The sequence below is a fragment of the Enterobacter cloacae complex sp. 402C9 genome (assembly GCF_050030745.1).
Classification (GTDB): domain Bacteria; phylum Pseudomonadota; class Gammaproteobacteria; order Enterobacterales; family Enterobacteriaceae; genus Enterobacter; species Enterobacter intestinihominis.
On the sequence record NZ_JBLGUW010000001.1, the window covers coordinates 4,024,633 to 4,042,833 of the forward strand.

The 18,201-nt window shown below is 55.7% G+C and carries 19 protein-coding genes, 1 tRNA gene and 1 pseudogene; 15 read left to right on the forward strand and 6 right to left on the reverse strand.

Going from position 1 to position 18,201, the window contains the following annotated elements; genetic code table 11:
* The first annotated feature begins 155 nt into the window (after positions 1 to 155).
* The 8 genes from ACQG1K_RS19140 to ureG are packed head-to-tail and all read left to right on the forward strand — an operon-like array spanning position 156 to position 5,641.
* Positions 156 to 983 carry an urease accessory protein UreD gene (locus tag ACQG1K_RS19140; protein WP_367074997.1) on the forward strand — a complete coding sequence of 276 codons (828 nt, stop codon included), beginning with the start codon at positions 156 to 158 and terminating at the stop codon, positions 981 to 983.
* 10 nt (positions 984 to 993) lie between these two features.
* Entirely contained in the window at positions 994 to 1,296 is a 303-nt protein-coding gene (locus tag ACQG1K_RS19145; protein ID WP_367074995.1) for an urease subunit gamma, read from the forward strand.
* A 10-nt stretch (positions 1,297 to 1,306) separates the two neighbouring features.
* Positions 1,307 to 1,621 (forward strand): urease subunit beta, encoded by a 315-nt coding sequence (locus tag ACQG1K_RS19150; protein ID WP_022649443.1) that lies wholly within the window; start codon positions 1,307 to 1,309, stop codon positions 1,619 to 1,621.
* Positions 1,614 to 3,317: an urease subunit alpha gene (gene ureC / locus ACQG1K_RS19155; protein WP_367074993.1), complete on the forward strand. Its 1,704-nt coding sequence runs from the start codon at positions 1,614 to 1,616 to the stop codon at positions 3,315 to 3,317. Before ACQG1K_RS19150 ends, ureC begins: the two co-directional genes overlap by 8 nt.
* A gap of 9 nt (positions 3,318 to 3,326) precedes the next feature.
* The gene (gene ureE, locus ACQG1K_RS19160) at positions 3,327 to 3,791 is read left to right on the forward strand and encodes an urease accessory protein UreE (RefSeq protein ID WP_045308003.1); all 465 of its coding nucleotides are present in this window, start codon (positions 3,327 to 3,329) and stop codon (positions 3,789 to 3,791) included.
* A gap of 9 nt (positions 3,792 to 3,800) precedes the next feature.
* A complete protein-coding gene (locus tag ACQG1K_RS19165; protein ID WP_003862561.1) occupies positions 3,801 to 4,340 on the forward strand; it encodes a HupE/UreJ family protein in 540 nt (179 codons plus the stop codon).
* On the forward strand, positions 4,340 to 5,014 hold the full coding sequence (locus tag ACQG1K_RS19170; protein WP_126490507.1) for an urease accessory protein UreF: 675 nt from the start codon (positions 4,340 to 4,342) through the stop codon (positions 5,012 to 5,014). The genes ACQG1K_RS19165 and ACQG1K_RS19170 overlap by 1 nt, the downstream gene beginning before the upstream one ends.
* A 9-nt stretch (positions 5,015 to 5,023) precedes the next feature.
* Positions 5,024 to 5,641 carry an urease accessory protein UreG gene (ureG, locus tag ACQG1K_RS19175; RefSeq protein WP_023298635.1) on the forward strand — a complete coding sequence of 206 codons (618 nt, stop codon included), beginning with the start codon at positions 5,024 to 5,026 and terminating at the stop codon, positions 5,639 to 5,641.
* A gap of 87 nt (positions 5,642 to 5,728) precedes the next feature.
* Here ureG and tsaD read toward each other — a convergent pair whose 3' ends face one another.
* Positions 5,729 to 6,742, reverse strand: coding sequence for a tRNA (adenosine(37)-N6)-threonylcarbamoyltransferase complex transferase subunit TsaD (gene tsaD / locus ACQG1K_RS19180; RefSeq protein WP_367074990.1), 1,014 nt, complete (start codon positions 6,740 to 6,742; stop codon positions 5,729 to 5,731).
* 236 nt (positions 6,743 to 6,978) lie between these two features.
* Here tsaD and rpsU point away from each other — a divergent pair, with 236 nt between their 5' ends.
* The 3 genes from rpsU to rpoD all read left to right on the forward strand — a co-directional run bounded on the left by rpsU (position 6,979) and on the right by rpoD (position 11,053).
* Positions 6,979 to 7,194, forward strand: coding sequence for a 30S ribosomal protein S21 (gene rpsU / locus ACQG1K_RS19185; RefSeq protein WP_001144069.1), 216 nt, complete (start codon positions 6,979 to 6,981; stop codon positions 7,192 to 7,194).
* Between the two features lie 115 nt (positions 7,195 to 7,309).
* The gene (dnaG, locus tag ACQG1K_RS19190; protein WP_003862574.1) at positions 7,310 to 9,055 is read left to right on the forward strand and encodes a DNA primase; all 1,746 of its coding nucleotides are present in this window, start codon (positions 7,310 to 7,312) and stop codon (positions 9,053 to 9,055) included.
* Between the two features lie 153 nt (positions 9,056 to 9,208).
* On the forward strand, positions 9,209 to 11,053 hold the full coding sequence (gene rpoD / locus ACQG1K_RS19195) for an RNA polymerase sigma factor RpoD (protein ID WP_006812010.1): 1,845 nt from the start codon (positions 9,209 to 9,211) through the stop codon (positions 11,051 to 11,053).
* Positions 11,054 to 11,155: 102 nt separating this feature from the next.
* Here rpoD and mug read toward each other — a convergent pair whose 3' ends face one another.
* Positions 11,156 to 11,662: a G/U mismatch-specific DNA glycosylase gene (gene mug, locus ACQG1K_RS19200; protein WP_023298636.1), complete on the reverse strand. Its 507-nt coding sequence runs from the start codon at positions 11,660 to 11,662 to the stop codon at positions 11,156 to 11,158.
* Positions 11,663 to 11,786: 124 nt separating this feature from the next.
* Here mug and ACQG1K_RS19205 point away from each other — a divergent pair.
* A tRNA-Ile gene (locus tag ACQG1K_RS19205) sits at positions 11,787 to 11,862 on the forward strand.
* A gap of 192 nt (positions 11,863 to 12,054) precedes the next feature.
* Here the strand turns inward: ACQG1K_RS19205 and ACQG1K_RS19210 are convergent.
* Positions 12,055 to 12,309: a hypothetical protein gene (locus ACQG1K_RS19210; RefSeq protein WP_252066295.1), complete on the reverse strand. Its 255-nt coding sequence runs from the start codon at positions 12,307 to 12,309 to the stop codon at positions 12,055 to 12,057.
* A 71-nt stretch (positions 12,310 to 12,380) separates the two neighbouring features.
* Between ACQG1K_RS19210 and ACQG1K_RS19215 the strand changes: the two genes are divergently transcribed.
* Positions 12,381 to 13,091, forward strand: a complete 711-nt coding sequence (locus ACQG1K_RS19215; protein WP_252066296.1) for a hypothetical protein — start codon at positions 12,381 to 12,383, stop codon at positions 13,089 to 13,091.
* Between the two features lie 275 nt (positions 13,092 to 13,366).
* On the opposite strand, the pseudogene ACQG1K_RS19220 reads toward ACQG1K_RS19215, so the two are convergent.
* Positions 13,367 to 13,495, reverse strand: a pseudogene (locus tag ACQG1K_RS19220) (porin family protein); the annotation flags it as partial.
* Between the two features lie 478 nt (positions 13,496 to 13,973).
* On the opposite strand from ACQG1K_RS19220, the gene ACQG1K_RS19225 reads away from it, so the two are divergent.
* On the forward strand, positions 13,974 to 15,143 hold the full coding sequence (locus ACQG1K_RS19225) for a DNA repair protein (RefSeq protein WP_367074987.1): 1,170 nt from the start codon (positions 13,974 to 13,976) through the stop codon (positions 15,141 to 15,143).
* Here ACQG1K_RS19225 and ACQG1K_RS19230 read toward each other — a convergent pair whose 3' ends face one another.
* On the reverse strand, positions 15,144 to 15,908 hold the full coding sequence (locus tag ACQG1K_RS19230) for a siderophore-interacting protein (protein ID WP_032626343.1): 765 nt from the start codon (positions 15,906 to 15,908) through the stop codon (positions 15,144 to 15,146).
* 145 nt (positions 15,909 to 16,053) lie between these two features.
* Here ACQG1K_RS19230 and ACQG1K_RS19235 point away from each other — a divergent pair, with 145 nt between their 5' ends.
* A complete protein-coding gene (locus tag ACQG1K_RS19235) occupies positions 16,054 to 16,548 on the forward strand; it encodes a PadR family transcriptional regulator (RefSeq protein WP_017382401.1) in 495 nt (164 codons plus the stop codon).
* Here ACQG1K_RS19235 and ACQG1K_RS19240 read toward each other — a convergent pair.
* On the reverse strand, positions 16,545 to 18,104 hold the full coding sequence (locus tag ACQG1K_RS19240) for a methyl-accepting chemotaxis protein (RefSeq protein WP_367074984.1): 1,560 nt from the start codon (positions 18,102 to 18,104) through the stop codon (positions 16,545 to 16,547). The two genes, ACQG1K_RS19235 and ACQG1K_RS19240, sit on opposite strands and share 4 nt — an antisense overlap.
* Positions 18,105 to 18,201 lie beyond the last annotated feature (97 nt).

Consider the following 18,201-nt stretch of genomic DNA (forward strand, 5'->3'; position numbering starts at 1 on the left):
CTTTCTTGCCGGGTGACGCTGCGCTTACCCGGCCTACATTACTGAAACCGGCTCACATGAACCGGTTTTTTTATCCATAAGCGACTCATATGACAGCCTTCATTTCCGCCAGGGCATACTGAAACGTACCCCGATAGTGTGGAAATGGAAGCACCATGTTAGCAACTCAGGTCACTGATAATTCATACAAAGGCTGGCAGGCCACGCTTGCCCTCCAGTTTTGTTATACCCCTGAGAAAACCCTCCTCCATTCCGCGCGTCACACCGGGCCGCTCACCGTTCAGCGCCCGTTTTATCCTGAAGGGGAAACCTGTCACCTTTACCTGCTGCATCCGCCAGGCGGGATTGTGGGCGGGGATACGCTGGATATTTCCGTACGGCTCGACGCCAAAAGCCATGCCCTCATCACCATGCCCGGCGCCAGCAAGTTCTATCGCAGCAGCGGCCCGCAGGCCTGTCTGAATCAGCATTTTTACCTCGACGAAGAGGCCACGCTGGAGTGGCTGCCGCAGGACACCATAATTTTCCCCGGCGCTAACGCCGCGCTGCGTTCCGTCTTCCACCTTAAGGCCACCAGCACGCTGCTGGCGTGGGAGCTGTACTGTCTGGGCCGTCCGGTGATAAACGAATCCTTCAGCCACGGCACGCTGGAGAGCCGCCTTGAGGTGTGGGTGGATGGCGAGCCGCGTTTGATTGAGCGACTGCATCTTAACGATGGCGATCTGTCGCCCGTCGCAGACCATTCGTGGGTCGGCACGCTGCTGTTCTACCCGGCCCGGGAAGCACATCTTGATACAGTGCGCGAGCGGCTCGCCCCGCTGGAAAACTTTGGCGGGGCGACGCTCACCGACGACCTGCTGTCGGTGCGTTTTCTCTCCCACGACAACCTCATTTGCCAGCGGGTGATGCGCGATATCTGGCAGTCGCTTCGCCCGCTTTTAACCCCCAAAACCGCCTGTTCGCCGCGTATCTGGCAGACATAAGAGAAACGCTATGGAACTGACTCCCAGAGAAAAAGACAAGCTGTTGCTGTTCACCGCCGCGCTGGTTGCCGAACGCCGCCTCGCGCGCGGGGTAAAGCTCAACTACCCGGAATCGGTCGCGCTGATCAGCGCCTTTATTATGGAAGGCGCGCGCGATGGCGAAACCGTCGCCTCGCTGATGGAAGCCGGCCGCCACGTCCTGACGCGCGATCAGGTGATGGAGGGCGTGCCGGAGATGATCACGGATATCCAGGTGGAAGCCACCTTCCCGGATGGATCCAAGCTCGTCACCGTCCACAATCCGATCGTGTAAGGAGCGCGTGATGATCCCAGGCGAATACCGGATCCAGTCCGGCAACATTGCGCTCAACGTCGGGCGCGAAACCCGAAGTGTGATCGTGGAAAACCACGGCGACAGGCCGATCCAGGTCGGCTCGCATTACCACTTTTACGAGGTCAACCCGGCGTTGAAATTCGATCGCGAAGCCACTCGAGGCTACCGACTCAACATCCCGGCCGGTACTGCCGTGCGCTTCGAGCCCGGCCAGAAGCGGGAAGTGGCGCTGGTGCAGGTGACGGGCGCGCAGCGCATTTTTGGTTTTCGCGGCGAGGTCATGGGCGAGGTGAAACATGGCTGAGATTTCACGCCAGGCGTATGCCGATATGTTCGGCCCCACTACCGGGGATAAAGTGCGGCTGGCCGACAGCGAGCTGTGGATCGAAGTGGAGGACGATCTCACGATCTACGGCGAAGAGGTTAAATTCGGCGGCGGAAAAGTGATCCGCGACGGCATGGGACAGGGGCAGATGACCGCCGACGACTGCGTGGATATGGTGCTCACCAACGCGCTGATCGTCGATCACTGGGGGATTGTGAAAGCGGATATTGGCATAAAAGATGGGCGGATCTTCGCCGTCGGCAAAGCCGGAAACCCGGACATTCAGCCCGGCGTGACGATCCCGATTGGCGCGGCAACGGAGGTGATCGCCGCCGAAGGGAAGATCGTCACCGCTGGCGGGATCGACACCCACATCCACTGGATCTGTCCGCAGCAGGCGGAAGAGGCGCTGGTCTCCGGCGTCACCACCATGATCGGCGGCGGCACCGGCCCTGCGGCAGGTACAAATGCCACCACCTGCACGCCGGGGCCGTGGTATATCGCCCGCATGTTGCAGGCCGCCGATACGCTGCCGGTGAATATTGGCCTGCTGGGCAAAGGGAACGGTTCAAACCCGGACGCGCTGCGCGAGCAGATCGCGGCTGGCGCCATCGGGCTTAAGATCCACGAAGACTGGGGCGCGACGCCTGCGGCAATCAACTGCTCGCTGGAGGTCGCTAAAGAGATGGATATTCAGGTGGCGCTGCACAGCGACACACTGAACGAGTCCGGTTTTGTCGAAGACACGCTGGCCGCCATCGCCGGGCGCACCATCCACACCTTCCACACCGAAGGGGCGGGCGGCGGCCATGCGCCGGATATCATCACCGCCTGCGCGCACCCGAATATTTTGCCCTCCTCCACCAACCCGACGCTGCCCTACACGGTGAATACCATCGACGAGCACCTGGACATGCTGATGGTCTGTCACCATCTCGACCCGGATATCGCCGAGGACGTGGCGTTTGCGGAATCCCGTATTCGTCGGGAAACCATCGCCGCCGAAGACGTGCTGCACGATATCGGCGCGTTCTCGCTCACCTCGTCAGATTCACAGGCCATGGGCCGCGTGGGGGAAGTGATTATCCGCACCTGGCAGGTGGCGCACCGCATGAAGGTGCAGCGCGGCGCACTGCCGGAAGAGACAGGCGAGAACGACAACTTCCGCGTGAAGCGCTATGTCGCCAAATACACCATTAATCCGGCTCTTACCCACGGCATCGCCCATGAGGTCGGTTCTATTGAGGCGGGCAAGCTGGCGGATCTGGTGGTCTGGTCCCCCGCTTTCTTTGGCGTCAAACCGGCCACCATCGTCAAAGGCGGGATGATCGCCTGCGCGCCGATGGGCGACATCAACGCCTCGATCCCCACGCCGCAGCCGGTGCATTACCGCCCGATGTTTGGTGCACTTGGTGCCGCACGCCACGCCACGCGGCTGACGTTTGTCTCGCAGGCCGCTGATGCCAGCGGCATTCCGCAGCGGCTCGGATTGCAAAGCGCCACTGCGGTGGTGAAAGGCTGCCGGACGGTGAAAAAGGCCGACATGATCCACAACGATTTACAGCCGAATATCACCGTTGACTCGCAAACCTATGAGGTTCGCGTCGACGGCGAATTGATCACCAGCGAACCGGCAGAAGTTTTGCCGATGGCGCAACGCTATTTTCTGTTTTGAGGAGTGATGATGATTTATTTAACCCAACGCCTGGACCACGCGCACCCCGTCACCGCCAGCGTTACGCTGCCGATTGACGTGCGGGTAAAAAGCCGCGCCCGCGTGGCGCTGAACGACGGCCGCGAAGCCGGGCTAATGCTGCCGCGCGGCCTGCTGCTGCGTGGGGGCGACCTGCTGACTACCGACGACGGCAGCGAAGTGATCGAAGTGATCGCCGCCCCGGAGTCGGTTTCCGTGGTGCGCTGCGCCGACCCGTTCCTGCTCGCCCGCGCCTGTTATCACCTGGGCAACCGCCACGTACCGCTGCAAATCATGCCCGGCGAACTGCGCTACCACCACGATCACGTTCTCGACGACATGCTACGTCAGTTCGGGCTGGAGGTGACCTTCGCCAGCCTGCCCTTTGAACCGGAAGCGGGCGCTTACACCAGCGATGCCCACAGCCATGGCCACTCCCACGCTCATTCACATTAAGGACTCATCATGCGTAAGTATTTGCCGTTGTTTCTGCTGGCCTTTTCCGTTCCGGCGCTTGCCCATCCCGGTCACGGGACCGACAGCTTTCAGGCAGGTTTTCTCCATCCGCTGACCGGGCTGGATCACCTGCTGATGCTGACGGGGGCTGGCGTGCTGTCCGCCCTGAGCGGCCGCAAGCTGCTGCTGCCGTTAGCAACGCTCGGCATGATGCTGGCTGGCGCCGTTGCGGGCAGCCTGCTCGGCGGCTTTAGCGGCATGGAGATGCTGATTATCGCCTCGCTGGCGGTCTGCGGCGTGATGATGTTTAAGACTGAAAATCGCCTGCTGCTGGCAGTGCCAGCCCTGGCGATGTTCCATGGCTGGGCGCACGGCGTGGAGATGTCCGGCCACAGCTTCTGGCTCTTTACCAGCGGATTTATGTTAGCCAGTGCCACGGTGCTGTGCGCCAGCTTCGCGGCAGGGCTGCTGCTGCGCCGTCACGACGGCCTGCGTAAAACCTTCGGCGGCGGGCTGATCGTCTCTGCCCTGCTGGCGCTGATGAGCTGATGGAGCACGCCCGCCAGCGGCTGCGCCTGATGCAGCTCTCCAGCAGTAGCCTGCCGGTCGGTTCGTTTACCTGGTCACAGGGGCTGGAGTGGGCTGTCGAGGCCGGGTGGATCACGGACGCTGAGGCCTTCAGGCGCTGGCAGATCCAGCAGATGGAGCAGAGCTTTTTCTGCGTCGACCTGCCGCTGTTTATCCGCCTGTATCATGCCTGCGAGAAGCAGGAGGTCGCGACAGCAAAACGCTGGACGGCATACCTGCTCGCCTGTCGGGAAACGCGCGAACTGCGCGAGGAAGAACGCAACCGCGGCGCGGCCTTTACGCGCCTGGTTAAAAGCTGGGAACCCGCCTGCCCGGCAGAATGGCTGCCGCTGTTGATGCAGAGCCAGCTCGGCGGTATGGCGTGGCTCGGCGTGCGCTGGGGCATTAGCGCGCGCGAGCTGGCGCTGAGCCTCGGCTACAGCTGGATTGAGAGCGCGGTGATGGCGGGCGTCAAGCTGGTGCCGTTTGGGCAGCAGGCCGCACAACAGCTGATTATCGACCTGAGCGACCATTTTGCCGCCGGGTTTGAACAGGCATTTTTACGTGGCGACGACGCGCTGGGGGCAGCTACGCCGCTGTCCGCCATCGCCTCCGCACGCCACGAAACCCAATATTCACGACTATTCCGTTCCTGAGGAGTCAATATGGCTGATTACAAACATCCCCTGCGCGTTGGCGTGGGCGGCCCGGTAGGGTCGGGCAAAACCGCCCTGCTGGAAGCGCTCTGCAAGGCGATGCGCGACACCTATCATCTTGCGGTGGTGACTAACGATATCTACACCAAAGAGGATCAGCGCATCCTGACCGAGGCGGGTGCGCTTGAGCCAGAGCGCATCGTAGGGGTGGAAACGGGCGGCTGTCCGCACACCGCCATCCGCGAAGATGCCTCAATGAACCTGGCGGCGGTGGAAGCCTTGAGCGAGAAGTTCGGCAATCTGGATCTGATCTTCGTCGAAAGCGGCGGGGATAACCTGAGCGCGACCTTCAGCCCGGAGCTGGCGGACCTCACCATCTACGTGATCGACGTGGCCGAAGGGGAAAAAATCCCGCGCAAGGGCGGGCCGGGGATCACCAAATCCGATTTTCTGGTGATCAATAAAACCGACCTCGCGCCGTACGTGGGGGCGTCGCTGGAGGTAATGGAGCGCGACACTAATCGCATGCGCGGCGAGCGTCCGTGGACCTTTACCAACCTGAAAGCGGGTGACGGGCTGGCGACGATCATTGCGTTTCTGGAAGAGAAAGGGATGCTGCGGATGTAGTGCGGTTTATTGCCGGGTGGCGGCTTCGCCTGACCCGGCCTACGATTTTTGCAGACCCGGTAAGCGCAGCGCCACCGGGCAAAAGACTTACGCCTCAGGCAGCTCCGCCAGCGGCCAGCGCGGACGCACGGACACGCTCAGGTCAGCCGTGGCGCTAGCGTTCAGGCGCACCATCCCGGCGTAGGCGATCATCGCCCCGTTATCGGTACAAAATTCCGGACGCGCGTAGAACACTTCCCCACGACGCTTTTGCATCATTTCGGCAAGCTTCGCGCGCAGCGTACGGTTGGCGCTCACGCCACCGGCCATCACCAGGCGCTTAAAGCCCGTCTGATCCAGCGCACGCTTGCACTTGATCATCAGCGTATCCACCACCGCATCTTCGAACGCGCGGGCGATGTCGGCACGCGTCTGCTCGCTGTCGTCGTTATTGCGAATGGTGTTCGCCGCGAAGGTTTTCAGACCGGAGAAACTAAAATCCAGCCCCGGACGATCGGTCATCGGACGCGGGAAGACAAAGCGCCCTTCCGTTCCCTGCGCGGCCATTTTCGACAGCATCGGGCCGCCAGGATAATCCAGGCCCAGCAGCTTGGCGGTTTTGTCGAAGGCTTCACCGGCCGCGTCGTCGATCGATTCGCCCAGCAGCTCATACTTGCCAATGCCCGTTACGCTAATCAGCTGCGTATGACCGCCGGAGACCAGCAGCGCCACAAACGGGAACGCTGGCGGATTGGCTTCCAGCATCGGAGCCAGAAGATGTCCTTCCATATGGTGAACCGGAATGGCCGGAACGTCCCACGCGAAGGCCAGCGAACGCCCTACCGTTGCGCCGACCAGCAGCGCGCCAACCAGGCCCGGTCCTGCAGTATAGGCCACGGCATCAATATCTTTTGCACTTAACCCGGCCTCTTTCAGTGCCGCCTTAATCAGGGGAACCGTTTTACGCACGTGGTCACGAGAGGCCAGTTCAGGCACGACGCCGCCGTAGTCAGCGTGCAATTTCACCTGACTATACAGTTGGTTGGCCAGAAGCCCTTTTTCGTCGTCGTAAATCGCGATGCCGGTTTCATCGCAGGATGTTTCAATACCCAGTACACGCATGACTTGTTTTACCTCGTTTCAATACCGCGCAGTGTAGAGCCTGGGCGGGTTGATGTAAAACTTTGTTCGCCCCAGGAAGAAGCCTCGTGTATACTCTTCCCCCTTATAAAAGTCCCTTTCAAAATCGCATCGGTGCTTTACAAAGCAGCAGCATTTGCAGTAAAATTCCGCACCATTTTGAAATAAGCTGGCGTTGATGCCAGCGGCAAACCGAATTTATTAAAGGTGAGAGTTACATGCCGGTAATTAAAGTACGTGAAAACGAGCCGTTCGACGTAGCACTGCGTCGCTTCAAACGTTCATGCGAGAAAGCAGGTGTTCTGGCTGAAGTTCGTCGTCGTGAGTTTTATGAAAAACCAACGACCGAACGTAAGCGCGCTAAAGCTTCCGCTGTGAAACGTCACGCGAAGAAACTGGCTCGCGAAAACGCACGCCGTACTCGTCTGTACTAATCTGTTGAGGGCCACAGCCCTCAATTGACAGACAGAGTTGTAGTCGTAAGGCCGTGCTTCCGGAAGGAATGCGCGGCTTGTTTTCGTTTATAAGTCGCTTAAATTTTTGGGGCATATGGCCGGAAGAATCCCACGCGTTTTCATCAATGACCTGCTTGCCAGAACCGACATCGTCGATCTCATCGACGCGCGGGTGAAGCTAAAAAAGCAGGGCAAGAACTACCATGCGTGCTGTCCGTTCCATAACGAAAAAACCCCCTCTTTCACCGTAAACGGTGAAAAGCAGTTCTACCATTGCTTCGGCTGTGGCGCACACGGTAATGCCGTCGATTTTTTGATGAACTACGACAAGCTCGAGTTCGTTGAAACCGTCGAAGAGCTGGCGGCGATGCATAACCTTGAAGTGCCGTATGAAGCGGGCAGTGGGCCAAGTCAGATCGAGCGCCATCAGCGGCAAACGCTGTACCAACTGATGGATGGCCTGAATTCGTTTTACCAACAGTCTCTTAAGCACTCTGCGGCTGAGCCTGCGCGTCAGTATCTGAACAAGCGCGGACTGAGTGACGATGTGATTGCGCGTTTCGCTATTGGTTACGCCCCGCCCGGCTGGGACAACGTGTTAAAGCGTTTTGGCGGCAATAGCGAAGATCGTAAATCCCTCATCGACGCAGGCATGCTGGTCACCAACGACCAGGGACGAAGCTACGACCGCTTCCGTGAACGGGTGATGTTCCCGATCCGCGACAAGCGTGGCCGGGTGATAGGTTTTGGTGGTCGCGTGCTGGGTGATGCCCTGCCGAAATACCTTAACTCCCCGGAAACCGATATTTTCCATAAGGGCCGCCAGCTTTACGGTCTTTATGAGGCACAGCAGGATAATGCGGAACCTCCGCGTCTTCTGGTCGTCGAAGGCTATATGGATGTTGTTGCGCTGGCGCAGTACGACATTAATTATGCCGTTGCGTCGCTGGGAACGTCCACCACGGCGGACCATATCCAGTTGCTGTTCCGCGTCACCAACAACGTGATTTGCTGTTACGACGGTGACCGCGCAGGACGCGACGCCGCCTGGCGAGCGCTGGAAACCGCGTTGCCGTATATGACCGACGGGCGTCAGCTACGCTTTATGTTCCTGCCCGACGGTGAAGACCCGGATACGCTGGTGCGTAAAGAGGGCAAAGCGGCATTTGAAGCGCGGATGGAGCAGGCACAGCCGCTCTCCACGTTTCTGTTTAACAGCCTGATGCCGCAGGTGGATTTGAGTACCCCTGACGGGCGCGCGCAGCTCAGCACGCTGGCGTTGCCGTTAATCAGCCAGGTGCCCGGCGAAACGCTGCGCATCTATCTGCGTCAGGAGTTAGGCAACAAGCTCGGCATTCTGGATGACAGCCAGCTTGAACGTTTAATGCCTAAACAGGCTGAAAACGGCACGGTACGCCCCGCGCCTCAGCTAAAACGCACAACCATGCGTATACTGATAGGGTTGCTGGTGCAAAACCCCGAACTTGCTCCGCAAGTGCCGTCACTGGCGGGTTTGAACCACGAAAAATTGCCCGGACTTGGCTTATTTTCAGAATTGGTCAACACTTGTTTGTCGCAGCCAGGTCTGACCACCGGACAACTTTTAGAGCATTATCGCGGCACAAAAGAGGCCGCTACCCTTGAAAAACTGTCGATGTGGGACGATATAGCAGATAAGGATATCGCAGAAAAAACGTTCACCGACTCACTCAACCATATGTTTGATTCGATGCTTGAGTTGCGCCAGGAAGAGTTGATAGCTCGCGAGCGCACCCATGGCTTAAGCAGCGAAGAACGCCGGGAGCTCTGGATGATTAACCAGGAACTGGCGAAGAAATAAAAAATTTAACGGCTTAAGTGCCGAATATCGATCGGGAAGCCCCCGGCAGCCGCACTGAGAGGCAGCGGCAAAAATATAAGTACGCCCTCGCTTTAAAGGTTGGCAGCCCTATCGCCGACACCAATCAAACGAATTAAGTGTGGATACCGTCTTATGGAGCAAAACCCGCAGTCACAGCTGAAACTTCTTGTCCAACGCGGTAAGGAGCAAGGCTATCTGACCTATGCCGAGGTCAATGACCATCTGCCGGAAGATATCGTCGATTCAGATCAGATCGAAGATATCATCCAAATGATCAATGACATGGGCATTCAGGTGATGGAAGAAGCACCGGATGCCGATGATCTGTTGCTGGCTGAAACCTCCAACAACACTGACGAAGATGCGGAAGAAGCTGCTGCACAGGTACTGTCCAGCGTGGAATCTGAAATCGGGCGTACCACTGACCCGGTCCGCATGTACATGCGTGAAATGGGTACCGTTGAACTGTTGACCCGCGAAGGCGAAATTGACATCGCAAAACGCATCGAAGACGGGATCAACCAGGTTCAGTGCTCTGTTGCCGAATACCCGGAAGCGATTACCTATCTGCTGGAGCAGTACGATCGCGTTGAAGCGGAAGAAGCGCGTCTGTCCGATCTGATCACTGGCTTTGTCGACCCGAACGCTGAAGAAGATATGGCGCCAACCGCCACTCACGTCGGTTCTGAGCTGTCTCAGGAAGAGATGGATGACGACGAAGACGAAGATGAAGAAGAAGACGACGACAGCAGCGACGACGACAACAGCATCGACCCTGAACTGGCGCGCGAGAAGTTTGCCGAGCTGCGTACTCAGTACGAAGTGACGCGTGACACCATCAAAGCGAAAGGCCGCAGCCATGCTGCCGCTCAGGAAGAGATCCTGAAGCTGTCGGAAGTGTTCAAACAGTTCCGCCTGGTGCCAAAACAGTTCGACTACCTGGTGAACAGCATGCGCGTGATGATGGATCGCGTACGTACCCAGGAACGTATCATCATGAAGCTGTGTGTTGAACAGTGCAAAATGCCGAAGAAGAATTTCATCACCCTCTTCACCGGCAATGAAACCAGCGAAACCTGGTTCAACGCCGCTATCGCGATGAACAAGCCGTGGTCTGAAAAGCTGCACGACGTGAAAGAAGACGTACAGCGCGGCCTGCAAAAGCTGCATCAGATTGAAGAAGAGACCGGCCTGACCATCGAGCAGGTGAAAGACATCAACCGTCGTATGTCCATCGGTGAAGCAAAAGCCCGCCGTGCGAAGAAAGAGATGGTTGAAGCGAACTTACGTCTGGTTATCTCTATCGCCAAGAAATACACCAACCGTGGCCTGCAGTTCCTGGATCTGATTCAGGAAGGCAACATCGGTCTGATGAAAGCGGTAGATAAGTTTGAATACCGTCGTGGTTACAAGTTCTCCACCTATGCTACCTGGTGGATCCGTCAGGCGATCACCCGCTCTATCGCAGACCAGGCGCGCACCATCCGTATTCCGGTGCATATGATTGAGACCATCAACAAGCTCAACCGTATTTCTCGCCAGATGTTGCAGGAGATGGGTCGCGAGCCGACGCCGGAAGAGCTGGCTGAACGCATGCTGATGCCGGAAGACAAGATCCGTAAAGTGCTGAAAATCGCTAAAGAGCCAATCTCCATGGAAACACCAATTGGTGATGATGAAGATTCGCATCTGGGTGATTTCATCGAGGATACTACCCTCGAGCTGCCGCTGGACTCTGCCACCACCGAGAGCCTGCGTGCCGCTACGCACGACGTGCTGGCTGGCCTGACCGCCCGTGAAGCGAAAGTGCTGCGTATGCGTTTCGGTATCGATATGAACACCGACCACACGCTGGAAGAAGTGGGTAAACAGTTTGACGTGACCCGCGAACGTATCCGTCAGATCGAAGCGAAGGCGCTGCGTAAGCTGCGCCATCCGAGCCGCTCTGAAGTGCTGCGTAGCTTCCTGGACGACTAACCCATGTAAACAGCAAAAAGCTCCCAATCGGGAGCTTTTTTTTTGTTTATTCCCTCTCCCTGTGGGAGAGGACCAGGGTGAGGGCATCAGGCCGCAGAGGAGCTAAAGCCCCCTCACCACCAGCGCCTCATCAAGTTCCCGATACGCCTCCACCAGCTTGTCCAGCGTCGCCCTGTTCAGCCCGCTCGGATTCGGCAACACCCAAACCTGCGTTACGCCAATGGTAATGTTCTGCTTACCCCACTTCGCACCGCGCTGGCTGAACGCCTGCTCGTAGGCCTGCTTGCCGAGGATCGCCAGCGCCGCGGGCTGGTAGTCTTCAATCTTCTTCACCAGTTCCCGCCCGCCAGTACGCAGCTCATGCAGATTTACTTCGCTCGCCTGCACCGTTGGACGCTCGACCAGCATGGTGATGCCACAGCGCGTATCCAGCAGCTGCTGCTCTTCTTCCGGCTTAAGCTGTTTGTCGGTAAAACCGGCCTGGTGGATCACCTTCCAGAAGCGATTTCCCGGATGAGCAAAGTGAAAACCGGTGTGCGCCGAGGACTTGCCCGGGTTGATTCCGCAGAACACCACCCGCAGGCCAGGGGCCAGAATATCATTGATCATCTCTACTCCTGTCTATGCATCTTAAGATAAGTATAAAGGATTGATTATGCGTTGTTTATAAAAACAGCAGGCAGGTGTGAATGGCTGGATTGCTGAGGTGAGTTACTTTATAATTCACCGCCACGGCCCCTTAGCTCAGTGGTTAGAGCAGGCGACTCATAATCGCTTGGTCGCTGGTTCAAGTCCAGCAGGGGCCACCAAATTTTAGCTTTAGAATCATATAATTAAGCCACTCTAACGAGTGGCTTTTTCTATGTAACTGACAGTGTTCCATTATCGTTACATGGCATCTTAACTGAACCCGATCTCGATCCAGACCCCAATTGTATGACGCAGATCAGAACACACTTAACTCCCCCCTCACCTGCCGCCTTGTGGATCAGTTTTGAAGATTAGCTTTTGTATCGAGTGACATGGCGGTAAATTTTTTTCGTTACAAAAATGGCGAGTATGCCCAGCAGAATTGAAGCTAAGCCAAGGAAAATCAATAAAGAAAGGATATGACTAAACAAGCCACCTAAGCTTGTAAAATCACCCAATCGAGCAAACTGCTCCGGAGTGAGTACACGAACGACGATCTCTGGAATAGTTAGAAAGAAAATAATCACCACTAGAACATAAATTGCCACTCTACCGCTTTTTTTCATTTTCTTCCTTGCCCCTTATGACAATGATGATCAATTATTGACAGGGTAATGTTACAACAAGGGAAATTACAATGGCAGACGGCTATGCAAAAATGAAGTTGCAATCAGAAAGGAATCTAGCCCTGGCGCTAACCAAAGCATTGCGAGAAATACAAGCTACCAATTTGAGTGCTATCGAAAATCTAAAGCTTGGTACACAACGTATAATTAACTATGGTTCGTGCCTGATACCAGACGATTACTACCGCAATACCTGTCGCGAGCTAATAAATGAAGACCGCCGTCTCACATTAGCACTTGCCGAAATCTATAACCGAAACGATGTTGCTCTTGATATGGTTGAGATTTACTTTCAGAAAACTCTCAAAAGACTGGGAGAGCAAAAAAGTAACAATCTCGCTGCATTTCTTAAAAAGGAATTAGGCGATAAGGCTTATGAGTACGCTGAGAAATCTAGCAAACTAGCGCTGTCCTTAACTATTGCAAAGCTGATAATCAGTAGCGGCGATTTTCACGAGTCGCATATCAGAATGGTTAATTCATTATCATCAATGTATGTTAACGGTGCTATAATCTATTCGAAAGCACAGGTGGCGGCGCTAGCAGCTAATAAGCTCAAATTTCAGGACCCTGCATATTACCAGGCATTGTACCAACAGAATCTGGAGATGCTTTACTTTCTTATTGAACCGCAAATGACAAAAATAATTTATCAAATTGAATCAGGTGGCAACAATGAGGAAATAATCGGCGATGCTTTATATGAGTTATTAAAAAGATGAAACGAGCAATATTATGGTTTTTGCAATCATATATTTATTATATCCCTATAGCGCTCATCGTTGCTGGTGCTTATCTTTTTGCGCGTTTAATCCCTGACTATTTTGGTATTCTTACCCTGACATGGATCATCATCGTTACCTATTTTTATGTAAAACATAATCGTTGGTTTTGATGGAAATCAGGAACCCCACATGCCACATGCGCACAAGAAAAAAGCCAGCCCCACACTCCCACGGTGTTGGCCTTGCTTTAAAGCAGTGATATTCACAACAGGTTAAAACACGTAACGCATGCCCAGCGTAAATTCGTTAGAGACAATATGCGCCTTCATCTGCTCATCCTTTAAGCCACGCATGTTCGCATAGTTGTTATATCCACTGTCGATCTTACCCATATCGAAATAGTGCCCCGGTCGACATACAGACGCTCACCGCTTAAGTGCTCTTTCTGTTTGCCGCCAGAACGGTAGCCGGGATCATCGCGATCGGCAGGGCGACTACAATAGCTTTCATCTTCATCTACACTCCTTTGGAAAAGCATTCCGCACGGCGAACCATCGTCTGCCAGTGTCAGGAAAAGTCAGTGACACGAAGCGTAAGCACTCCCGAAAGGGCAAACTATTCGGAGGAATACGCGTTTTACCTGGTAATTTTAAGTAGGGACTGGTCTTGGTTTTAAAGCGATTGCTATTTATTTCAACGGATTAGCGCTTATCATCAAAAGCAACCTGCTCATTTCATCTGTTACGCGCCCATCTTCACACTCTACAATTCTAAAGAAATCCCCCATCGCGCCGATCATCATCCGTGTGTATTATTTCCAGTAGCTTTTACAACAACTAACCTTAACTCAAATACTTAAGCGCCAGAGCGAAAGGCATCATGAGCACACCGATCAAACGGCTAGAAATCATTAAAAATGCCATTGAGCTGGAAGATGACGACATCATCCGGAGCCAGTTGAAACGTCTCAAAGAGGAAGCCTTTGACGATAATCTCCTGTCCATCGTCGCGGCGCTTGAGCAGAAAAATTACACCGCAGCCCTTCGCGCTATCACCGCCTGGCTGCAAAGCCAGCGCGCCGTTACCCCGTGGCGTGACCCGCAGCTGGCGGCCAGCAAGCTGGAGCTGAAAGCTCTGGAAGAGCGCTTGCGCGATCTGATTGATCGCCGTAACGCCCGGGTACAGCAGCTTGATGAATTCAACGATCTCTATCTCTCCCGCCTCGGGCCGTTGATGCAGCAGATCCTCGCCCTGCGTAAAACGCTGGCGGAGCTTAACCTGCGTCGTCAGCAGGCGGAGACGCGTCGTCGGGAAGAGGATTACCGCCGCTGCCAGGGCTATATGGCGCAGGCCGTAGAGGTTCTGACAACGCTCACCCGGCGCTGGCGAGATCTGCCTGCGGATTCCGTTCAGGCGGCAGAGGCGCGCAAGCATCTTCAGCAGCAAAGTAATCTGATTGCCAACCTACTGGCCGAAGCGATGGAGCTGGAGACCGGTTTAACGCGTGAAGAAGAGCCAGCACGTCAGGCGCGCGATGAGGCCAACGAAGAGTACAAAAAGTATCGAGAACAGCATCATGATGCCGAGGTGCGCCTGCGTAAAGGCAAGGATCTCTCTGAAGAGGATCGGAACGAGCTGAAGCGGCTCTGGCGTCAGGCGAGCAAGCTATGCCACCCGGATCTGGTTGCCGATGATTTAAAAGAGGAAGCCAACAGGATGATGGTGCAACTCAACCAGGCCAAACAGCGCGGCGACGTGAAGGCCATTCGCTCGCTGGTCGCCCGTCTGCAACAAGGGTTTGAACCGATGATGGCGAGCGACAGGCTGAACGACCTGGAACGTATTCGCAAAAAAATGGCGCAGGTGCGTGAGCAAATCGACATCCTGGTGAACGAGCTGGCAGAGCTGGAGAAGGAAGAGTCCTGGCTGCTCGTCTCGTCGCTCAGCAATATGGAAGCCTACTTTGCCCAGCAGGAGAAAGCGCTGAGAGAGGTATGCGCCTCGCTCGAACATCAGGTGAGCGAAGCGCAGCTGGATCCCGCAGCCTGATTATTTGGCGTGCCAGTACGCACTGGCACGTACCAGCTGTGGGTCAATTGCGTCGGTTTCAAACTGACGGCTCAGGCGTTTCACCACCTTCCCCTCTCCGGTCAGCCAGATAAAGTAATCCTCTTCCGGCACGGCCAGCGCTGCAAGATGGTCGGCTACCGCCTGCTCGTTGTGGCCGATAACCCAGGTGATGTTGAACCCGCTCAGGTGCGCCAGATAGTCCTGGTACGCCGCATCGCCCACGGTGACGATGGCGTGGATCGCCGGGGGAACAGGCAGTTTTGCGATGCTTTCTAAACGGCGGCGCAGCGCGGGCATACCCGACTCGTCGCACACGTACAACTGCCAGGCGTAATCTTCCGGCACCACCAGCGAACCACGCGGACCGCCGATGGTCAGCTTGTCGCCCACCTTCGCCTCTACCGCCCAGTTGCTGGCAATGCCGCCATCATGCACGAAAAAATCGAGCGCCAGCTCGTGTTTTTCGTCATCGTACAGCGGGGTGTAGTCACGCGCCTGCGGACGCACCCCGTCGCCCCAGTCGATGCCTTCATCGGTCACCACAGGCGGCACGAAAGGGGTGCCCGGTGCCGGGAAAAAGACTTTGGTATGGTCGTCAAAGCCGCGAGAGCTAAAGCCCTCCAGCGCCTCGCCGCCTAGTACAATGCGCTGAAATCCTGCGCTGACTCGCTCAGTGCGCATCACGTTCAGCTCACGAAAACGCAGGTCATTGCGGACACGTTGAGGGTAACGGGTAGATGCCATGTTGATGCCCTTCTCAGGTGAATACGATATATCGGAATGAATTTTTAATGATAATGATTGCTATTAACTCAGAAATCAAGATCTTTTAGATTGCATCTGAATATATCTTAGATATAGTTTAGATATATCAAATTGAGGAAGAAACATGCGACACGAACACGACGGCGGCGGACGCCGGCCACGATTTTTTGGCCATGGTGATTTGCGGCTGGTGATCCTGGATATCCTGACCCGCAACGCGAGCCATGGTTATGAGCTGATTAAAGAGATCGAGAACCTGACGCAGGGACATTACACGCCAAGCCCTGGCGTGATCTACCCGACGCTGGATTACTTGCAGGATCAGGCGCTGATCACCATTACCGAAGAAGAGAACGGCCGTAAGCGGATTGCGATTAACGCCGCCGGGCAGCAATGGCTGGATGACAATCGGGAACAGCTGGAGCAGATCCAGACGCGTATCAAGGCGCGCTCCGTCGGGTTCCAGCTGCGCAAAAACCCACAGATGAAGCGGGCGCTGGATAACTTCAAAGCGGTTCTGGATCTGAAGGTTAATCAGGGAGAACTCAGCGACGCGCAGTTAAAACAGATTATCGGCGTGATTGACCGCGCGGCACTGGAGATCTCCCAGCTGGATTAAGCCAGCACGCCGTCGCTCACGCGGAACACGCGGACCAACTCTTTCAGGTGCATCGCCTGTTCGTTAAGGGATGCCGCCGCCGCAACGGACTCCTCCACCAGCGCGGAGTTCTGCTGGGTGGTGGCGTCTATCAGGCCAATCGCGCTGTTGATCTGCGAGATACCTTCCGTCTGTTCATGGCTGGCCTGGCGAATTTCACGCAGGATGACGTCCATCTCTTCCACGTTGCCGACCATGCCGTTGATAAGCCCGCTGGCTTTCTCCACAAGGTTCATGCCGTCCTGCGTCTGGCTTGTGGAGCTTTCAATCAGCTGGCGGATCTCACTCGCAGATGTTGCACTTTTCTGCGCGAGCTGGCGTACCTCGCCCGCCACCACCGCAAAGCCGCGACCATGCTCACCTGCGCGCGCCGCTTCGACCGCCGCGTTCAGCGCCAGAATGTTGGTCTGGAAGGCAATGGCGTCGATCAGGTCGATGATGTCGGACATCCTGTTCGATGTTTCGTTAATCAGGCGCATCTTGCTGGTGACCTGCTTCATCATCTCGCCGTTGTTTTTGACCACGGCAGCCGCATCGGCAGACAGGTTCGTCGCTTCTCCGGTGTGGGACGCGGTGTTCTTCACCGTGGCGGTAATCTGCTCCATCGACGCGGCCGTCTGTTCAACGGAACTGGCCTGCTCCTCCGTGCGGGCAGCCAGATCCTGGTTGCCCGCGACAATCTGTGCGGCGGCGCTGGAGATGTTTTCCGATCCGGTTTGCACCTGCTGCACAATCTCCAGCAGGCGCGTTTTCATCTCCATCAATGCGGTGAGGAGCAGTCCGGTTTCATCTTTACCGTGCGAGGTAATGCTGCCGGTGAGATCGCCATCGGCGATGGCCTCCGCAAAATTCACCGCGTCGTTCAGCGGGCGGGTAATGGATCGCACAATGAACCAGCCAGTCAGGCTGGCTGCCGCGACGCTGAAAAGCGTAATCAGGATCAGCAGCAGACGATTAGTGCGGAAATCGCCTTCCACCTGCTCGCCCGCACTCTGCATTTCATGATCCTGGATCGCAATCAGCGCCTGCACTTTCGCTTTATAAGACTGTTGCAGGTCCAGGGTGTTGGTCATCATCTCGTTTATCGCGCCCGCACGGTCGTTATTCTGCACGGACTGCAAAATGCGGTAGCGCGAGTCAAGATATTGCTGGCGTACGCCGTGGATGTCCGCCAGCACCTGTTGGGATTTTTTATCCCTGAGAGCGTTGTCCAGCTCGCTCAGGATTGCGGTGATGCGCTCGCTTATCGCCTTCAGACGCTGTTCTGATTGCGTCGTGTACGTTCCCTGTTCGTCCAGCAGCATGAGCTGCTGCGTGCTGATAAATTCCTGGAAGTTGTCGATTAACTGGTTCGCTTTTACCGTAGTTGGATAGTCGCTGGTAAGAATGGTTTGCATTCCATTGTTTGCCCGATTCAGGCTCATCAGAGACAAGCTTGCGCTGACGACCATCAGGACAATAAATAATCCAAACGCCAGAAATAATTTCGTGCCGATCTTTACGTCATGTATGAACATATTTACCCCATCGATGTGATTATTTCTCAGACGATCGCTGTTATCGGTAGGAAACGCGCTAACTTTATGACTTTGATCGTTTTTTTATTTCTCACTT

What these genes read in the sequence shown, in the direction of transcription:
- ACQG1K_RS19140 (WP_367074997.1), top strand. Translation starts at nt 156, where the DNA reads ATGTTAGCAACTCAGGTCACTGATAATTCATACAAAGGCTGGCAGGCC.
- ACQG1K_RS19145 (WP_367074995.1), top strand. Translation starts at nt 994, where the DNA reads ATGGAACTGACTCCCAGAGAAAAAGACAAGCTGTTGCTGTTCACCGCC.
- ACQG1K_RS19150 (WP_022649443.1), top strand. Translation starts at nt 1,307, where the DNA reads ATGATCCCAGGCGAATACCGGATCCAGTCCGGCAACATTGCGCTCAAC.
- ureC (WP_367074993.1), top strand. Translation starts at nt 1,614, where the DNA reads ATGGCTGAGATTTCACGCCAGGCGTATGCCGATATGTTCGGCCCCACT.
- ureE (WP_045308003.1), top strand. Translation starts at nt 3,327, where the DNA reads ATGATTTATTTAACCCAACGCCTGGACCACGCGCACCCCGTCACCGCC.
- ACQG1K_RS19165 (WP_003862561.1), top strand. Translation starts at nt 3,801, where the DNA reads ATGCGTAAGTATTTGCCGTTGTTTCTGCTGGCCTTTTCCGTTCCGGCG.
- ACQG1K_RS19170 (WP_126490507.1), top strand. Translation starts at nt 4,340, where the DNA reads ATGGAGCACGCCCGCCAGCGGCTGCGCCTGATGCAGCTCTCCAGCAGT.
- ureG (WP_023298635.1), top strand. Translation starts at nt 5,024, where the DNA reads ATGGCTGATTACAAACATCCCCTGCGCGTTGGCGTGGGCGGCCCGGTA.
- tsaD (WP_367074990.1), bottom strand. Translation starts at nt 6,742, where the DNA reads ATGCGTGTACTGGGTATTGAAACATCCTGCGATGAAACCGGCATCGCG.
- rpsU (WP_001144069.1), top strand. Translation starts at nt 6,979, where the DNA reads ATGCCGGTAATTAAAGTACGTGAAAACGAGCCGTTCGACGTAGCACTG.
- dnaG (WP_003862574.1), top strand. Translation starts at nt 7,310, where the DNA reads ATGGCCGGAAGAATCCCACGCGTTTTCATCAATGACCTGCTTGCCAGA.
- rpoD (WP_006812010.1), top strand. Translation starts at nt 9,209, where the DNA reads ATGGAGCAAAACCCGCAGTCACAGCTGAAACTTCTTGTCCAACGCGGT.
- mug (WP_023298636.1), bottom strand. Translation starts at nt 11,662, where the DNA reads ATGATCAATGATATTCTGGCCCCTGGCCTGCGGGTGGTGTTCTGCGGA.
- ACQG1K_RS19210 (WP_252066295.1), bottom strand. Translation starts at nt 12,309, where the DNA reads ATGAAAAAAAGCGGTAGAGTGGCAATTTATGTTCTAGTGGTGATTATT.
- ACQG1K_RS19215 (WP_252066296.1), top strand. Translation starts at nt 12,381, where the DNA reads ATGGCAGACGGCTATGCAAAAATGAAGTTGCAATCAGAAAGGAATCTA.
- ACQG1K_RS19225 (WP_367074987.1), top strand. Translation starts at nt 13,974, where the DNA reads ATGAGCACACCGATCAAACGGCTAGAAATCATTAAAAATGCCATTGAG.
- ACQG1K_RS19230 (WP_032626343.1), bottom strand. Translation starts at nt 15,908, where the DNA reads ATGGCATCTACCCGTTACCCTCAACGTGTCCGCAATGACCTGCGTTTT.
- ACQG1K_RS19235 (WP_017382401.1), top strand. Translation starts at nt 16,054, where the DNA reads ATGCGACACGAACACGACGGCGGCGGACGCCGGCCACGATTTTTTGGC.
- ACQG1K_RS19240 (WP_367074984.1), bottom strand. Translation starts at nt 18,104, where the DNA reads ATGTTCATACATGACGTAAAGATCGGCACGAAATTATTTCTGGCGTTT.